Consider the following 13312-nt stretch of genomic DNA (forward strand, 5'->3'; position numbering starts at 1 on the left):
CACCCGCCATTTCAATTTATTAAATATGCATTATTAAATAATTCTTCCCCCCAACGATAAAGTGGCCTACCGAAGTCCGATTCCTTATGAATAGCTTTACCTTTTCGCAGAAGCCATTTTTGACCGTAAGAATCGAAAGGGAAATGATTTATATAATAATCACAAGTTTCTTCCCAATGCTGGATAGATAGCGATTTCCCATAGTGTTGACAATAAAACTCTGTAGAAATCTTTTCATTATGTGAATAACGAGGCTCTCTTGAATCTGTTCCTTCGAAAACGATATTGTTGTTAGTTGCTCTCCACATCATAATAATATCTCGACGTTCTGGACCAAAATACTTACGAAAGTTCATTAAGTTTTGTTGGTTATCTATAGGCAGTTTATCATTTTCGGTAATATATGCATCAAATAGTTTTATCTTAACGATATCAATTTCCTTTGATCGTTCAGAATCAATAAATCCTCTAATATCGCCAACATATCGTTCATCCGCATCTGCACAAAAAAACCATTCCGGATTGAACTTCTTCCCAAATTCCATAATCGATTTACGATGTTGTGTTTCAAGTACTATTCTCCGACTTGGCTCAGGTGACCAATTGTAATTGCGGACAATCCCTATAACACTTTCATGCGATGAGATAATCGAGAAAGTATTATCTGTACTTGCATCATCGTAACAAATAATCCCATCTGAAAAACTGGCTAGATGGTCTAAAGTATCTTTAATAATAAGCGATTCATTTCGAATTCGTAACAGTGAAATAATCCTTGGATGAGATGGTATCCTTTTGTCGAATACCATTACCCTTTCCTTATCCAACAACTTTAAACAGTAATCTAATATTCCCATAAATGCTTACTCCTGAACATTCCATCAGCAATTGGAATACCATTTCGATTTTTTTTTGTAACGACCTCAAACTTCCCAATAAAATCTTTTCTATCAAATGGAAACATAGATAATTCATCAGAAATCGCCACACTAACAAAGTATTTACCTCTAACAAAATCATTTTTCGGTATTAATAATTTGAATAATGAATGTGATTCATTAAAATAAATATCATCTCTGACTGTACTATATAAAGTAACCACACTTCCCATTGCATTATAAATAATTACCCCGACACCAAAATTTGCTATCTCCTCATTAAATTTCAAACTAATACTAATCTCAATATCATCATCAATAGAATATACGTTTTGATTTATATGCACATTTTCGATTACAATTTTAGCCTCTTGATTAATAACGCTATTCTCGGTTGCATGTAACTTTTCTTTCTCGTCATTCATGTAATCTTGATACTCTAAACATATCTCATCAGACGGACCAATCATTTTTAGCTCACCTTGATGAATCCAGATTGCCCGGTCACAGAAATTTCGAACACTTGAGATAGAGTGACTTACAAAAAAGATCGTCTTCCCTTTTGAACGAAATTGTTTCATTTTAGTAAATGACTTTTCTTGAAACTGCATATCACCAACAGAAAGTGCTTCATCGATAATTAAAATATCCGGGTCAACATTTATTGCAACAGAAAACGCTAATCTTGCAAACATCCCACTGGAATATGTTTTTACTGGTTGATCTATAAACTCGCCAATATCAGCAAAGTCAATAATTTCATCTATTCTCTTATCAATTTCATGTTTAGTGAAACCCATGATTGTCCCATTCAAATATATATTTTCTCTGCCGCTATATTCAGGATTAAAGCCTGCACCTAATTCAAGTAATGCGGCAACTTTTCCTCTAACGTTAACTTGACCATCAGTTGGTGATAGGACACCTGCGATAATCTTAAGTAATGTTGACTTCCCCGATCCATTTTTCCCAAGAATACCAACAGTCTCACCTGCATATACTTGAAACTTTATATCACTAAGCGCAGTGAATAAATGATGTTTCTTCCGTCTAAAAGGATGAATTGTTTCTATTAATCTATCAATCGGTTTATTATAAATTTTATAAGATTTCGATAAATCGATTACCTCAATTACAGGTCTAAGATTCATGAAAAAACTCCTTTTCTAAAGCACATCTGCAAAATGGCTTGATAAACGTTTAAATAAATATGCTCCTACTAAAAGCATAAAAATAGTAATCGACCAAAAAGTGAATGTCAGATAAAGGTCTTGTTCCCAAAACCATCTTCCATATAGGAGTGAATTGCGATAACCTTCTGCGATGTAATACATCGGCAATATCTTAACAATAGTATGATATTTATCTGGCATCATCCCTAAACTCCAAAAAATTGGTGTTAACCAAAATCCAAATTGAAGCATCATTGCGATAATCTGAGCAGTATCTCTGAAAAATATTACTATTGCAGAAGTCATCCACGAGATTCCTAATACTAATAATATTGTAGCAATCATATAGTAAAACACTTGTATCATTTGAACATTTACTGAGTATTCGTACATTACTAATATTAGAAATGTGAAAACTACAAAAACTAAATGTACGTACAATGCAGACAATATTTTAACTCCCGGTAGAATACTTACAGGGAAAACCACCTTTTTCACAAGAAATGAATTGTCTACAACACCATTAGTGGCACTTGAAACAGATTCAGAGAAAAAAAACCATGGTATTATGCTTGTTATAAAATACAAGATGTAAGGAATATCATCAACAGGTGCTGATTTGAATCCAACTTGAAAAATAAACCAAAAAATCAGAACCATAGTAACAGGTTGAACAAATGCCCAAATTGCCCCTAAATACGAACCAATATATTTTGACTTAAAATCACGTATAGACATATTAAATAAAATTCGTTTGTTTTTTAGATGTTCAATTAATATTTGCTTCACTGCATTCATTTTTAATATCTCCTATTAAACTCTTCTTTTATGTCTCAGTTTTTTTATTAAACTAAGTATGGGTCTAAATAATTTTGTATATATTGGCATGCTAGTCTTCTTTCTCTTCACTGGCGCTTTACAGAATTGATTCAGTGGTTGTATTACTTTTACCCACCTTAAATTATCAATAATCTTATTTTGGTTCCGTTTCATTTCTTTTAATACATCACGGTTTTTATTTAATTTTAATAACAGTTCAGCCAATATATCCGATTTTTGAGAACCATATGAGAGACCAAATCCTTCTTTTTCAATAAGTTCAGTGATATAGTCCCCTCCTGTCGAAATAACTGGAACATTGCACCAAATATAATCTAAAACCCTTGTTCTATGAGAAAATTCTGTTTCCCAATTATTATAGTGAGCAATAATGCCAAGATCAGCATCGATTAAGTAGTTTTGCCGTTTTTCGTAAGCAATCCATTCACCAAGAATCACACTTTCTTGTACTTCATACTTTTGAATTAGTTGATGTAGTTTGTTGTTATTTCTTCCTCCCATTATATACATCTTTATTCGTAGATCTTGATTTTTAATAATTGCGAAAGCTTCAATTACTATAGAAATATCTAGCCATTCCCAAACTCCGCCACCCCAAACTACAACAAAATCATCTTTAGAGATATTTGTACTTGAATTCCTAATACCATGGAAATTTTGAATCGGCTCAGTATTTGGAATTCCAAAGGGTACTAAGTCAATCCAATCTGTCAATTTAGGAGAATTAAGATAGTTGGTAGGGTTTATTACACCCAATATACTCAAACTACCCGCCCAATAGTGTAGTTGTCGAGGATTTGAACAAATAAAATAATCACCTAAAAATAATTGTGTTTTTAAGATATGTAAATCCAATTCATATTGAGTATTTCCTAATACATTGTCCTTTCTAATCTCAAGATTCTCTAAGATAAAAGGGTCATATAAATCAATAACCAACGGTTTTTTAGTTTTTTTAATTATAGGATAATTGAATATTGTTAGTCCTTGAGTAATTATAACGTCACACCAATTGCTCCATTTTTTTATAGTTTTATTAGATAACTTTTCAGAGTTAATAATTGTATTTTTCGAACTTGAAGGTAATAAAATAATTACTTCGTGCTCTTTACATAGTTCCAAGTAAAAGTTGTAATATCTTATTGATGGACCAGCCATATTTTCTATAATTGATACTGGTGAAATAATTAAAACTTTCAATATTCAGCCTCCAATTTACAATCAAACAATTAATAATGAGTTACTAGATAAGTAATGATCTACTCATAAAAAAATAGTCATTGATTAGACTGTCAATAGCAATGGGAGGACATGGACGTCCAAAAAAAACAGGTTAGTTATCATCTATTTTTTTTTGTAGAACTAGGCAGATTTCCAAAATCCAATTCGAAATGGCTCATAAAATGAGCCTGGTATCTATCAGTTTTTCGTAATGTAGATAAACACATATAAAGAATTGAATTCTTTCCCCTTCAAATAAACATGCTATTTCCATTACTTGCATCCTCGAATTCAACTATTCAAAGCAAAGTCAATCATGTCGAATCCACCCTAGCTATCTTACCAAACTTTCTCCAACATTAACACCACAATCTCTTGCCAAAACTGAATATTTTGTAGAAATCTAGGATCTCAAGCCCCATTTCGACATATCCCAATCTCTACAAATTTGTAAACTATATACAATTTTCACTCACACTCTTATAGCAATCCCACCTCTCATTTGTTAAAATACACAGTGGGATTACTATGTTCCTATACACATACATATGGATGAGGAGTATTTGCGAATGAGTACACGAACGAAATCAAGCAGCAGTACTTCACCGTTAGCATCGGACTTTCCGCTATTACGGTGGCTCGGGACGATTGGCATCGCGCTTTTTCTGATTATCTTCCCGTATGACAAAGCGTTGTTCAACGGATATGAGCTGAACTTCGAATCGGCGATCTATGGCGCGGTTATTTTCGGTTTGGTGCTGCTGCTGCTTATTGCCGCTTATCTGTTCCGCAGCTGGCGGTTGAATAGCTATAGCAGCATTTTGTCGATTGCTGTCATGGCGCTTCCAGTCATCTATTGGCTTGCTTCTTTCCAGGCCGTATCGGCGTATTATGCGAAATTCATGACGCTGGTTTCCTTCCTGCTTGCTATTCTATTTATCGCAGGCCTTTACTTTGCGCAAGAGATTAAATCGCGCAAGACGATCGAATATGCGCTCATGCTCTCTTCTTATGTCATCGTCCTATTCGGTTTGCTTAATTTGTTCGGCCAGATCTACTACCGCGATGCGCTGTGGCTCGCGCATGACGGCTACCGCTTGACCTCCGTTTTCCAATATTCGAATACGTACGCCGGTTTCTTAGCTGCTTTATTTCTCGTAAGTCTATATTATGCGGTACACTGCATTCGCCCGTCCGCCAGAATCATTCATGCGGCGATGCTCGTGCCGATCTGGATCTCCTTTCTATTCACCTACTCTCGTGGCGCTATCGTCGTTATCCCGGTGATGGTGCTGATCCTGATCCCGTTCCTTCGTCTAACGAAACAAATTGCTTATATCGTGTTCCTGGGCTTGTCCGTCGTTGTCTCCATGGCGATTCTAGGCAAGCTTACGGCCAATGCGGATGAGATTGCGAAGCTTGTCCAGCCTACAGCTGAGAAGGTTCAGAGCCCCATCTCCCTGTTCAGCTCGCTGCCATTGCAAAGCTGGGGGCTGCTGCTGCTGGGCATGGCCGTGACAACCGGACTTATTATGCTTTATCACGCCAAAATAAGCGCCCTGCTTGAAGCGAAGCTCGAGAAGCTCTCGTCCTACAAATGGTCGTTCGCTGCCGTGCCTGCCGTTATCATCGTTCTTACGGCAATCGCTGCGGTCACCCTTCTGAGCAGCAGCGCCATTCGCGGCGTCCTGCCTGACAAGATCGCTTCCCGTTTCGAAAATATTAATCTTCAGCAGCACAGCGTACTGGAGCGCTTGACGTTCTACAAGGACGGCTTGCGCGTAGCGGAGGATTACCCGCTGCTCGGCGGCGGAGGCGGCGCGTGGCAAGCGATGTATGAGCAGTACCAGAATAACCCTTACTGGAGCAGACAGGCGCACAGCTTCTTCGTCCAGGTGCTTGTGGAGACCGGCTGGATCGGTTTAATCGCTTTGATCACCCTTATCGGATTTATCTATTTTCTGTACATTCGCGCATTTATCCGCAATCCGGAGCGCAGGGGAAGTCATCTGATTTTCTTCATCGTATCGCTGACTCTTCTCATGCACAGCGCAATCGACTTTGATATGAGCTATGTCTTTATCAGCTCCATTGTCTTCTTGTCTCTCGGCTGCATGATCGCTCCTTTCAATGGGAAACTGCTCATTGAGCGGCTGAATGACAAATCCGGGCAGAGCTGGCCAAACTTCGTTTACCCGTCTGTTCTGGCCGTACTGTCCGTCATCCTTTTGTTCACGGCTTTAAAAGAAACAAGCGCTATTCGAAAATTCAACAAAGCCTATGAGTTAGCCGTCCAGCAGCAAACGCCTCTGAATGAGCTTCTTGTTGTTCTGAATGACGCCGTTAAGGGCTCTCCGACGCATTCGACCTTTGCGCTTACGAAAGCCAATTGGCTGGAGCAAGGTTTTACGCAAACCAACAATCAACAAATGCTAACCGAAGCCATTGATGCGCTGGTCCAAGCCAAAAACTATGATCCTTACAATCGAAATATTATTATGTCCCAATATAATCTGCTTCAGAAGAGCGGCCAGATGACCGAATCGCTTAAGATTCTGGACGAGGGCGTAAACAAATTTCCATGGGATATCAAAATGTATGACGCATCTGTCACTGCATACGCCGCGGCCGCCAAAGCTGCTGCCGGTCAGGATGAGTCGTTAGCGAAACAATACGAAGAACGCATCCGCGCGCTTTCCGATGAGGTACAACGGCGAATTGACCAGCTTGCGACTCTGCCGGAAGAGCAGCAGCAAGGCCGTGCCTTCAGTTATACGCCGGCCATGGAGCAAGTAATCGCCGATCTGGCGGCTGCCGGATCCTAGTCACCTGCCTTTTCTCTTCAATATCCGGAAGGACTGTCCATTCGCACAGCTTGTGCGCTTAGGGCAGTCTTTCTTCTTTTTCCGGCATCTTTTATGGCATGTTTTAAAGCTTCCAAGAATAAATAGCATAAGAGAACGTTCTGATGGAGAATGGAGTCGCAGCATATCGGAAAGGAGAACTCTATTGAAACGAGCGCGGAATCCAAAATGGTCATTTGTGGTGATGCGCGGCGCTGACAAATCCGTTAAGCAGTTTCACGTCTCGAAACGATCGGTCTTAGCGGCCCCGACAGCAGTCGTACTCGCGGTATCGGGCTGTTTTGCGGCCCTCCAATTAAAATCGGCCTATGAACTGCGTCATATGGAGGATCAATTGTCAGAACAGGCTGCCTACTTCACGCAAACCGTATCCGGAAAGGACGAAGCGATCGTCACCTTGCAGCAGGAAATTATCCAGCTGTCACGCCAAGCGCAAGAGCTGGAGACGAAGGTCGGCGAGCTGCAGGAGCTTGAGCTTAAGCTGAAGCGTTTCATTGACAAGTACGGAAGCGCCGTTCCCCAGTCGGGCAGGTCTGAACCGTCAGGCAAGAAAGAAGCCGCTGTACGTAAGCTGTCCGCTTCGTCAAGCAGCCTCTACCGTTCGATTGCTGTGCAGGATACGGAACAACTGGCATTGCACGCGCAGCGTACAGGGCTTGACCTGCAGGCTCTCGGCAGCATGGTCGATGCGATGGAGCGGTCAATGGGGCTGACGCTGCTTCAGGCGGAGTCCACAAGAGCCGCCGTCGACGGTTATCCATCCGAATGGCCCACTCGTTCCAAGCGGCTGACATCCGGCTTCGGATACCGGAGCGACCCGTTTACCGGACGCATCGCCTTCCATGCCGGCATCGACATAACCGGAAAGCTTGGCGATCCGGTATTCAGTGCGGCAGACGGCACCGTTGAGGAGATCGGCTTCGACGCCTCGTATGGCAGGTATATCGTCATTGAGCATATCGGCGGACTGCAAAGCGCTTATATGCATTTGAAACAGGTTACGGTTTCGGAAGGCGACCTTGTCGCCAAAGGCGACAAGATCGCTTTATTAGGCACCAGCGGAAGAAGCACGGGGCCTCATTTACATTTTCAAATCATGCAGAAGAACGAGCCCGTCAATCCGTTACCATTTCTTGCGATCGTAAAGGAGGATTAATTTCGATGTTTAAGGAGAATAAACGGCATGATGCAACCGATACTTTGATCGGTCAAGGTACGCTCGGCGAAGGTAAAATGGTATGCGAGTCCAACCTTAGAATCGAAGGAGAATTTCGCGGCGAAATTGAATGCAACGGCGATGTGATCATCGGTGAAATCGGTATCGTCAGGTCGAATATTACGGCCCGCGATATTACCGTTGCCGGCAAGGTATTCGGCGATATCGTCACGAAGGGACGTCTGGTCATTACCGCATCGGGGCATCTTACCGGCAATATTACGGCAGCCACGCTCATCGTTCAAGACGGGGGCAAAATTAACGGAAACTGCCTGATGGAGCAGAAGGCTGAATTGAAGCACCGTTCGCATTCGGAAGCTGACGCCACGCCGCTGTCTGTCAAGGAGTCAAACGGGAAGGAAACGAAGGAGAAGTCCCGCCAGGCAGGTTAATCGGCAAGCCAAGCAAAAAAAGCCGCTCCCTTATCCTCTCGCCCGCATGAGACGGACCGGGGAACGGCTTTACCTTTTTTTCTTAAGCGGCTACATCTCGTTTATTGAATACATACCAAGTGAGCGCTACAAAGATGATGTAGTAGGCTCCTAATATGCCGAGCGAGAACCATAAATTTGATCCGTCCTCCAATGAAGTCGCCCCGATATATTTCGTAAGATCAAGATGCATGAAGAGCAAGTAATCGATCCACTTGTAATCTAAAAACCCGAGCAGCAGAACGAAATTATTAACGCCCAGCAGCAAAAACAGCGAAAGTCCGATCGCAAGCCCGCCGCTGCGGAAAATGGTCGAAATCATAAAGGCAAGCGTTACGGTTACGACGAGCGATATGAGCTTCATCCCATAATACATAAGCATGTATGCGAACGGATTGGATCCGCCGGGGAATAGGAGCCCCTGCTGCGTTTCGTCTAACGATGAATAGATGCCAAAGCAAATCCAATTAATAAGCAGCGTGCTTAGGAACAGGGCAGCGGCTTGCAGAAGACCAAACAGCAGGATAGAAATATACTTGGACAGTAACACTTTGTTGCGGGACCAAGGACGTATAAGAAGCAGCTTAATCGTTCCGCTCGTAAACTCTTCCGCCACGCTGGCCGCCGCAATGACAACGGAGAAGATCGTCAGCAGGACGAACAGAATCATGCTCTCCGTCGATATGACCTCCCACATGGACGTATCTCTTCCGCCAAAGGAAAGCCACATAATCGAGATGAGCAGGGCTGACGCGATAAGAATGGCGAGCATAATCCAAGAGCGTGAACGCTTGTAAATTTTCATGTTTTCGTTACGTACGAGCTGCAGGAAATCACCCAATTCTTTCTCCTCCTGTCACTTCCAAAAACTGATCTTCAAGCGACTTCACATGCGTGCGTATGCCGTACACTTTAAAGCCCGCCGACACGAGCAAAGCATTGATTGCCGCCGTGCCATCCCGGTCCGTCTCCACGGCAATCGCTTGCCCGCCCTCCGGAACCGCCGAATGCCCCGCCGCAAGCAGAGCCTCGACCGCTCCCTGCGGCCGGTCAACCTCTATGATAACGCGCGACTGATCCGTCATGGATCCCGTCCCGCGAATCGTTCTTACGTCGATGAGCTTGCCGTTTTGAATAATCGCCACGCGATCGCACATCAGCTCCATCTCGGCAAGCAGATGGCTGGATACGAATACGGCGATTCCTTCCTCCTTGGACAGTACGCGCAAGTAATCCCGAAGCTCGCGAATGCCGGCAGGGTCCAGGCCGTTCGTGGGCTCGTCCAGGATAAGCAGCTGCGGCTTATGCAGAATCGCTTGTGCGACGCCGAGCCGCTGCCTCATGCCAAGAGAATAGGTCCTTACTTTATCCTGGATACGTCCTTCCAGACCGACGAGCTTGACAACCTCATGGACCCGATGTTCCGTAATGCCCGGAATCATTCGCGCGTAATGCTTGAGATTATCGTAGCCGCTCAAATATTTATACATTTCCGGATTCTCTACGATAGCTCCGACATAACGGATCGCCTTTTCGTAATCTTTCGCAATACTGTGTCCGTTAATCAGAATTTCGCCTTCCGTGAGCGACATTAATCCGACCATCATTCGAATCGTCGTCGTTTTGCCTGATCCGTTCGGTCCAAGGAAGCCGAATACTTCTCCTAGCGGCAAATCAAGCGTAAGCTTATCAATAATCGTTCTTCCGCCAATTCGTTTTGATACATTCTGCAATCTAACGATGGGCTGTACCATATCCAAAGCCCTCCTCCACGAGTCCAAATCCTTTTCATTATATACGATCTAGTAAATGATTGGTAGCAAGCCGAATTTTCATAAAAAAATAAGCCTCTGCTCTACAGCTATTGCCGTAAAACAGAGACTTATACGGTTCTTCCGCTAATAGGATTGCATCGCTTGCTCGGCGGCTTTCGCTTCTGCGCGCAGGAACATTTTATAGTGATAGTTATTGGTCTTGCCCGATGAACCCGAAATCGAATCTTCCTTATCATGCTGTATACTGCACGTTAAGCAATAACCCATGGGGTGCACCACCTGGAAAAATCCTGTTCGAAATAAAATGTCCGCATCAGGACTTGCAACCATCTCTCCACAACTGACACAATAAAAACGGTCCTTTAAACGCATCATCCGATAGATCGCTCCCTCTCTCTTTCGTAATGATTGTTCAGGAATCTCATTCCCGTGCAGCTCTATGTATTATGTTGTAGAGGTTCCATCCTTCCTGCGCAGGGCGGCCCACCTGGACAGCTTAGACCAGAATGGGACCTGCAGGACTGCCGTCTCCAATAACCTCGATTTCCAATGATTCGTATAGACGATCTTCCCTTCACGATGAATAGCGGCCAATTTCCCGATGATGCGGGAGAACGTCACGGGCTGCTCCGGCTTATCGCATGCATCGCCCCGGAATATATATTGCGCCGGCTGCTGCCCATCAACTTCAATCTCAATAAGTCGGTAGAGCAGAAGGCACCCTTCATTGTTTGCAAATAAGCATACGTCGCCAATTTGCAGCTCCTCTTCCCGAACCCGGCCGAACGTTGACATATTTCCTTCGCGGATCAAGGGAAACATGTCATTGCCATAGCATGTTATATCGATTGTTCCTTGAAGCTTAATGACATTCGCAACAATGACGGCCAACTCATTCCGGTTGATCATCCTCATTTCTCCTACACCAGGTTTAATTGACTTATAATGTCATCCCAAGCGATGCCGAGACGGATAATATCATCCTCTTCCACTTCTTCGCCGATTTGCACCTCGATAAGCTCGATATCCGTAACGGCGCGCAGGCTGTGTCTTGCCCGTTCCGGTATTTCTATAGACTCGCCTGCCGTTACGCGGCGACAAGTCTCATTCACCAGCGCTTCTCCTTCTCCCGACAACAGCGTCCATGCTTCCTTGCGTTTGAAATGCATCTGGTAGCTGATATTCTGGCCTGCGGATATGAACAATCTTTTCGTTACCATTCGTAAGCCTGAAGATAGTACGGATGTTTCCATAACCCTCGAATGGCCCCAGCGCCGTTCCTTATACTTCGGTCTTTCATTCATCGCATGAAGCTTGGCGTTCACGATCGACTCCGCGTCCTTGCTTGTCACGAGAATGCCGTCCGGACTCGCGGCTACGATGACATGGTTTAAACCGATGACGGTAATCGGAATGTCCAGCTCATTGAACAACTGGGATTGCACGCAATCTGCGGCGACCTCGCCTAGACCCTTTCGCTCGATGGATATTTCCTCGGATAAAGATTTCCAGGAACCTAGGTCTTTCCATGCTCCCTCGTAACGAACGACGGACCGGGATCGCGCTGCTTCCGTAACCTCAGCCTCAAATCCAGATTTCGAAAGCTTGCCAAACTGCTTATACAGCTCTTCGTAATGAATGGACAGCCCGCGCTCCATAAGGATCGAAATCATATAATCCAGTTGAAAAGCATAAACGCCGGTGTTCCAGAGCGCTCCTTCATCGACTAACCGCTTCGCTTCCGACGTGTACGGCTTTTCTTTGAAATCCTTCACTTTGCGCTCATTCATGCCTGCATCGTCAACATTCCGCTCAGGCTCGGGCAAAATATATCCGTACTGATCGGACGGGTATTCAGGCCTTGTCCCAACCATAAGCAGGTCCGACTTGCTCTCCCGCAGCAGCTTGGGCAAGCTTCTTATACAGGAATAAAACTCACTTTCAGCATATGCGTCGACCGGCATAATAATGACGGTTTCGCTTAGAGATACCCCGGCAATCGAATACAAATAAGCAGCTGCAAGCGCCACTGCCGGAAAGGTGTCTCTTTGTTCGGGTTCCATTATGATAGGCGCATTGCTTCCCGCCTGCCTTTGCGCCAATTCCGCTTGCTGACGACATGTCGATATCCATGTATGCTGTCTAAGATCCGATTCCTCAAGCTGTCTCCACACCCGCTGCAGCATCGATTCCATTTCGCCGTGCGGTCCTTCCAGGACGGATAAATATTGCTTCGCGCGATAACAATTGGATAATGGCCATAATCTCTTCCCGGATCCGCCTGATAATAAAACAATTTTCAAATCATGCGTCCCTCCTTATAAATAGGCTAACCCCCGAATTTTTTTCGCTTAAGAGGCGACATTCTGTTGTAGACATAATGAATTCTTTGCTGCTCAGGCTGCCTGTCCAGCAGCAACTGATTCATGGCTCCTATTATGAATGAGCGAAGCGTATCCGAGCATTCGAATATAACGCCGTGCGCAAATTGTTTATCATGGCTTCTACGCCAGACAATTCTTCCCTGCACATGGATGTGGATATTCGATAGAACCATGCGAAGCTCAACCAAATAATTGCTCTGTACCGGCAGCTGCAGTTCAGATACAAAGCATAAGCCGCTTGGGCTCATGTCCAGCAGTTGAACCGTCTTCGTTGCTTGCGTTAAGAGATGCCCGTTCACGCCTGCGAGTCTAAGTTCTGCTTTTGCGCCTTCCGTGAAGCCTAGCCTGATGTGAGCACGCGCGTCCTTATACAAATATGTCGACATACGTCAGTCCTCCAACAAAGATTCATCAGCGAGCATCTGAGTATCATCACCTTCAAAGAATAGTACTATTATTATACCCGAGCAGGCAGATAGATAATGTCGGTTAATAGGCGCGGCTTTGTTCTAATTTCGAGGGTTTTTGTCG

13 protein-coding genes are annotated in these 13312 nt (G+C 43.9%); 3 read left to right on the top strand and 10 right to left on the bottom strand.

The window, feature by feature from the left end:
- Positions 1-11 precede the first annotated feature (11 nt).
- From H581_RS0128950 to H581_RS0128965, 4 genes are read right to left on the bottom strand one after another with little or no spacing between them, the layout of a single operon-like run.
- Positions 12-857: a glycosyltransferase family 2 protein gene (locus tag H581_RS0128950; protein WP_036720469.1), complete on the bottom strand. Its 846-nt coding sequence runs from the start codon at positions 855-857 to the stop codon at positions 12-14.
- Positions 845-2029: an ABC transporter ATP-binding protein gene (locus tag H581_RS0128955; protein WP_029192308.1), complete on the bottom strand. Its 1185-nt coding sequence runs from the start codon at positions 2027-2029 to the stop codon at positions 845-847. The genes H581_RS0128950 and H581_RS0128955 overlap by 13 nt, the downstream gene beginning before the upstream one ends.
- A 15-nt stretch (positions 2030-2044) precedes the next feature.
- On the bottom strand, positions 2045-2848 hold the full coding sequence (locus H581_RS0128960) for an ABC transporter permease (RefSeq protein WP_036720472.1): 804 nt from the start codon (positions 2846-2848) through the stop codon (positions 2045-2047).
- A 15-nt stretch (positions 2849-2863) separates the two neighbouring features.
- Positions 2864-4090: a glycosyltransferase family 4 protein gene (locus H581_RS0128965; protein ID WP_029192310.1), complete on the bottom strand. Its 1227-nt coding sequence runs from the start codon at positions 4088-4090 to the stop codon at positions 2864-2866.
- A gap of 590 nt (positions 4091-4680) precedes the next feature.
- On the opposite strand from H581_RS0128965, the gene H581_RS0128970 reads away from it, so the two are divergent.
- The 3 genes from H581_RS0128970 to H581_RS0128980 all read left to right on the top strand — a co-directional run bounded on the left by H581_RS0128970 (position 4681) and on the right by H581_RS0128980 (position 8583).
- Complete coding sequence (locus H581_RS0128970) at positions 4681-6936, top strand: O-antigen ligase family protein (protein ID WP_029192311.1); 2256 nt, start codon at positions 4681-4683, stop codon at positions 6934-6936.
- A 184-nt stretch (positions 6937-7120) separates the two neighbouring features.
- Complete coding sequence (locus H581_RS0128975; protein ID WP_029192312.1) at positions 7121-8131, top strand: M23 family metallopeptidase; 1011 nt, start codon at positions 7121-7123, stop codon at positions 8129-8131.
- 5 nt (positions 8132-8136) lie between these two features.
- Entirely contained in the window at positions 8137-8583 is a 447-nt protein-coding gene (locus H581_RS0128980) for a bactofilin family protein (protein WP_029192313.1), read from the top strand.
- An 82-nt stretch (positions 8584-8665) separates the two neighbouring features.
- Here H581_RS0128980 and H581_RS0128985 read toward each other — a convergent pair whose 3' ends face one another.
- The 6 genes from H581_RS0128985 to H581_RS0129010 all read right to left on the bottom strand — a co-directional run bounded on the left by H581_RS0128985 (position 8666) and on the right by H581_RS0129010 (position 13167).
- Entirely contained in the window at positions 8666-9463 is a 798-nt protein-coding gene (locus H581_RS0128985) for an ABC transporter permease (protein ID WP_029192314.1), read from the bottom strand.
- Positions 9456-10376 (bottom strand): ABC transporter ATP-binding protein, encoded by a 921-nt coding sequence (locus H581_RS0128990; protein ID WP_029192315.1) that lies wholly within the window; start codon positions 10374-10376, stop codon positions 9456-9458. Before H581_RS0128990 ends, H581_RS0128985 begins: the two co-directional genes overlap by 8 nt.
- Before the next feature lie 144 nt (positions 10377-10520).
- Positions 10521-10772 carry a hypothetical protein gene (locus H581_RS38140; protein WP_156889712.1) on the bottom strand — a complete coding sequence of 84 codons (252 nt, stop codon included), beginning with the start codon at positions 10770-10772 and terminating at the stop codon, positions 10521-10523.
- A gap of 69 nt (positions 10773-10841) precedes the next feature.
- Entirely contained in the window at positions 10842-11306 is a 465-nt protein-coding gene (locus H581_RS0129000) for a S24/S26 family peptidase (RefSeq protein WP_029192316.1), read from the bottom strand.
- Positions 11307-11317: 11 nt separating this feature from the next.
- On the bottom strand, positions 11318-12700 hold the full coding sequence (locus H581_RS0129005; protein WP_029192317.1) for a sugar phosphate nucleotidyltransferase: 1383 nt from the start codon (positions 12698-12700) through the stop codon (positions 11318-11320).
- 26 nt (positions 12701-12726) lie between these two features.
- The gene (locus tag H581_RS0129010) at positions 12727-13167 is read right to left on the bottom strand and encodes a PilZ domain-containing protein (RefSeq protein ID WP_029192318.1); all 441 of its coding nucleotides are present in this window, start codon (positions 13165-13167) and stop codon (positions 12727-12729) included.
- Positions 13168-13312 lie beyond the last annotated feature (145 nt).

Source organism: Paenibacillus harenae DSM 16969, assembly GCF_000422465.1.
Taxonomy (GTDB): Bacteria; Bacillota; Bacilli; order Paenibacillales; family Paenibacillaceae; genus Pristimantibacillus; species Pristimantibacillus harenae.

What these genes read in the sequence shown, in the direction of transcription:
- H581_RS0128990 (WP_029192315.1), bottom strand. Translation starts at nt 10,376, where the DNA reads ATGGTACAGCCCATCGTTAGATTGCAGAATGTATCAAAACGAATTGGC.
- H581_RS0129010 (WP_029192318.1), bottom strand. Translation starts at nt 13,167, where the DNA reads ATGTCGACATATTTGTATAAGGACGCGCGTGCTCACATCAGGCTAGGC.
- H581_RS0128980 (WP_029192313.1), top strand. Translation starts at nt 8,137, where the DNA reads ATGTTTAAGGAGAATAAACGGCATGATGCAACCGATACTTTGATCGGT.
- H581_RS0128970 (WP_029192311.1), top strand. Translation starts at nt 4,681, where the DNA reads ATGAGTACACGAACGAAATCAAGCAGCAGTACTTCACCGTTAGCATCG.
- H581_RS0129000 (WP_029192316.1), bottom strand. Translation starts at nt 11,306, where the DNA reads ATGATCAACCGGAATGAGTTGGCCGTCATTGTTGCGAATGTCATTAAG.
- H581_RS0128955 (WP_029192308.1), bottom strand. Translation starts at nt 2,029, where the DNA reads ATGAATCTTAGACCTGTAATTGAGGTAATCGATTTATCGAAATCTTAT.
- H581_RS38140 (WP_156889712.1), bottom strand. Translation starts at nt 10,772, where the DNA reads ATGATGCGTTTAAAGGACCGTTTTTATTGTGTCAGTTGTGGAGAGATG.
- H581_RS0128950 (WP_036720469.1), bottom strand. Translation starts at nt 857, where the DNA reads ATGGGAATATTAGATTACTGTTTAAAGTTGTTGGATAAGGAAAGGGTA.
- H581_RS0128960 (WP_036720472.1), bottom strand. Translation starts at nt 2,848, where the DNA reads ATGAATGCAGTGAAGCAAATATTAATTGAACATCTAAAAAACAAACGA.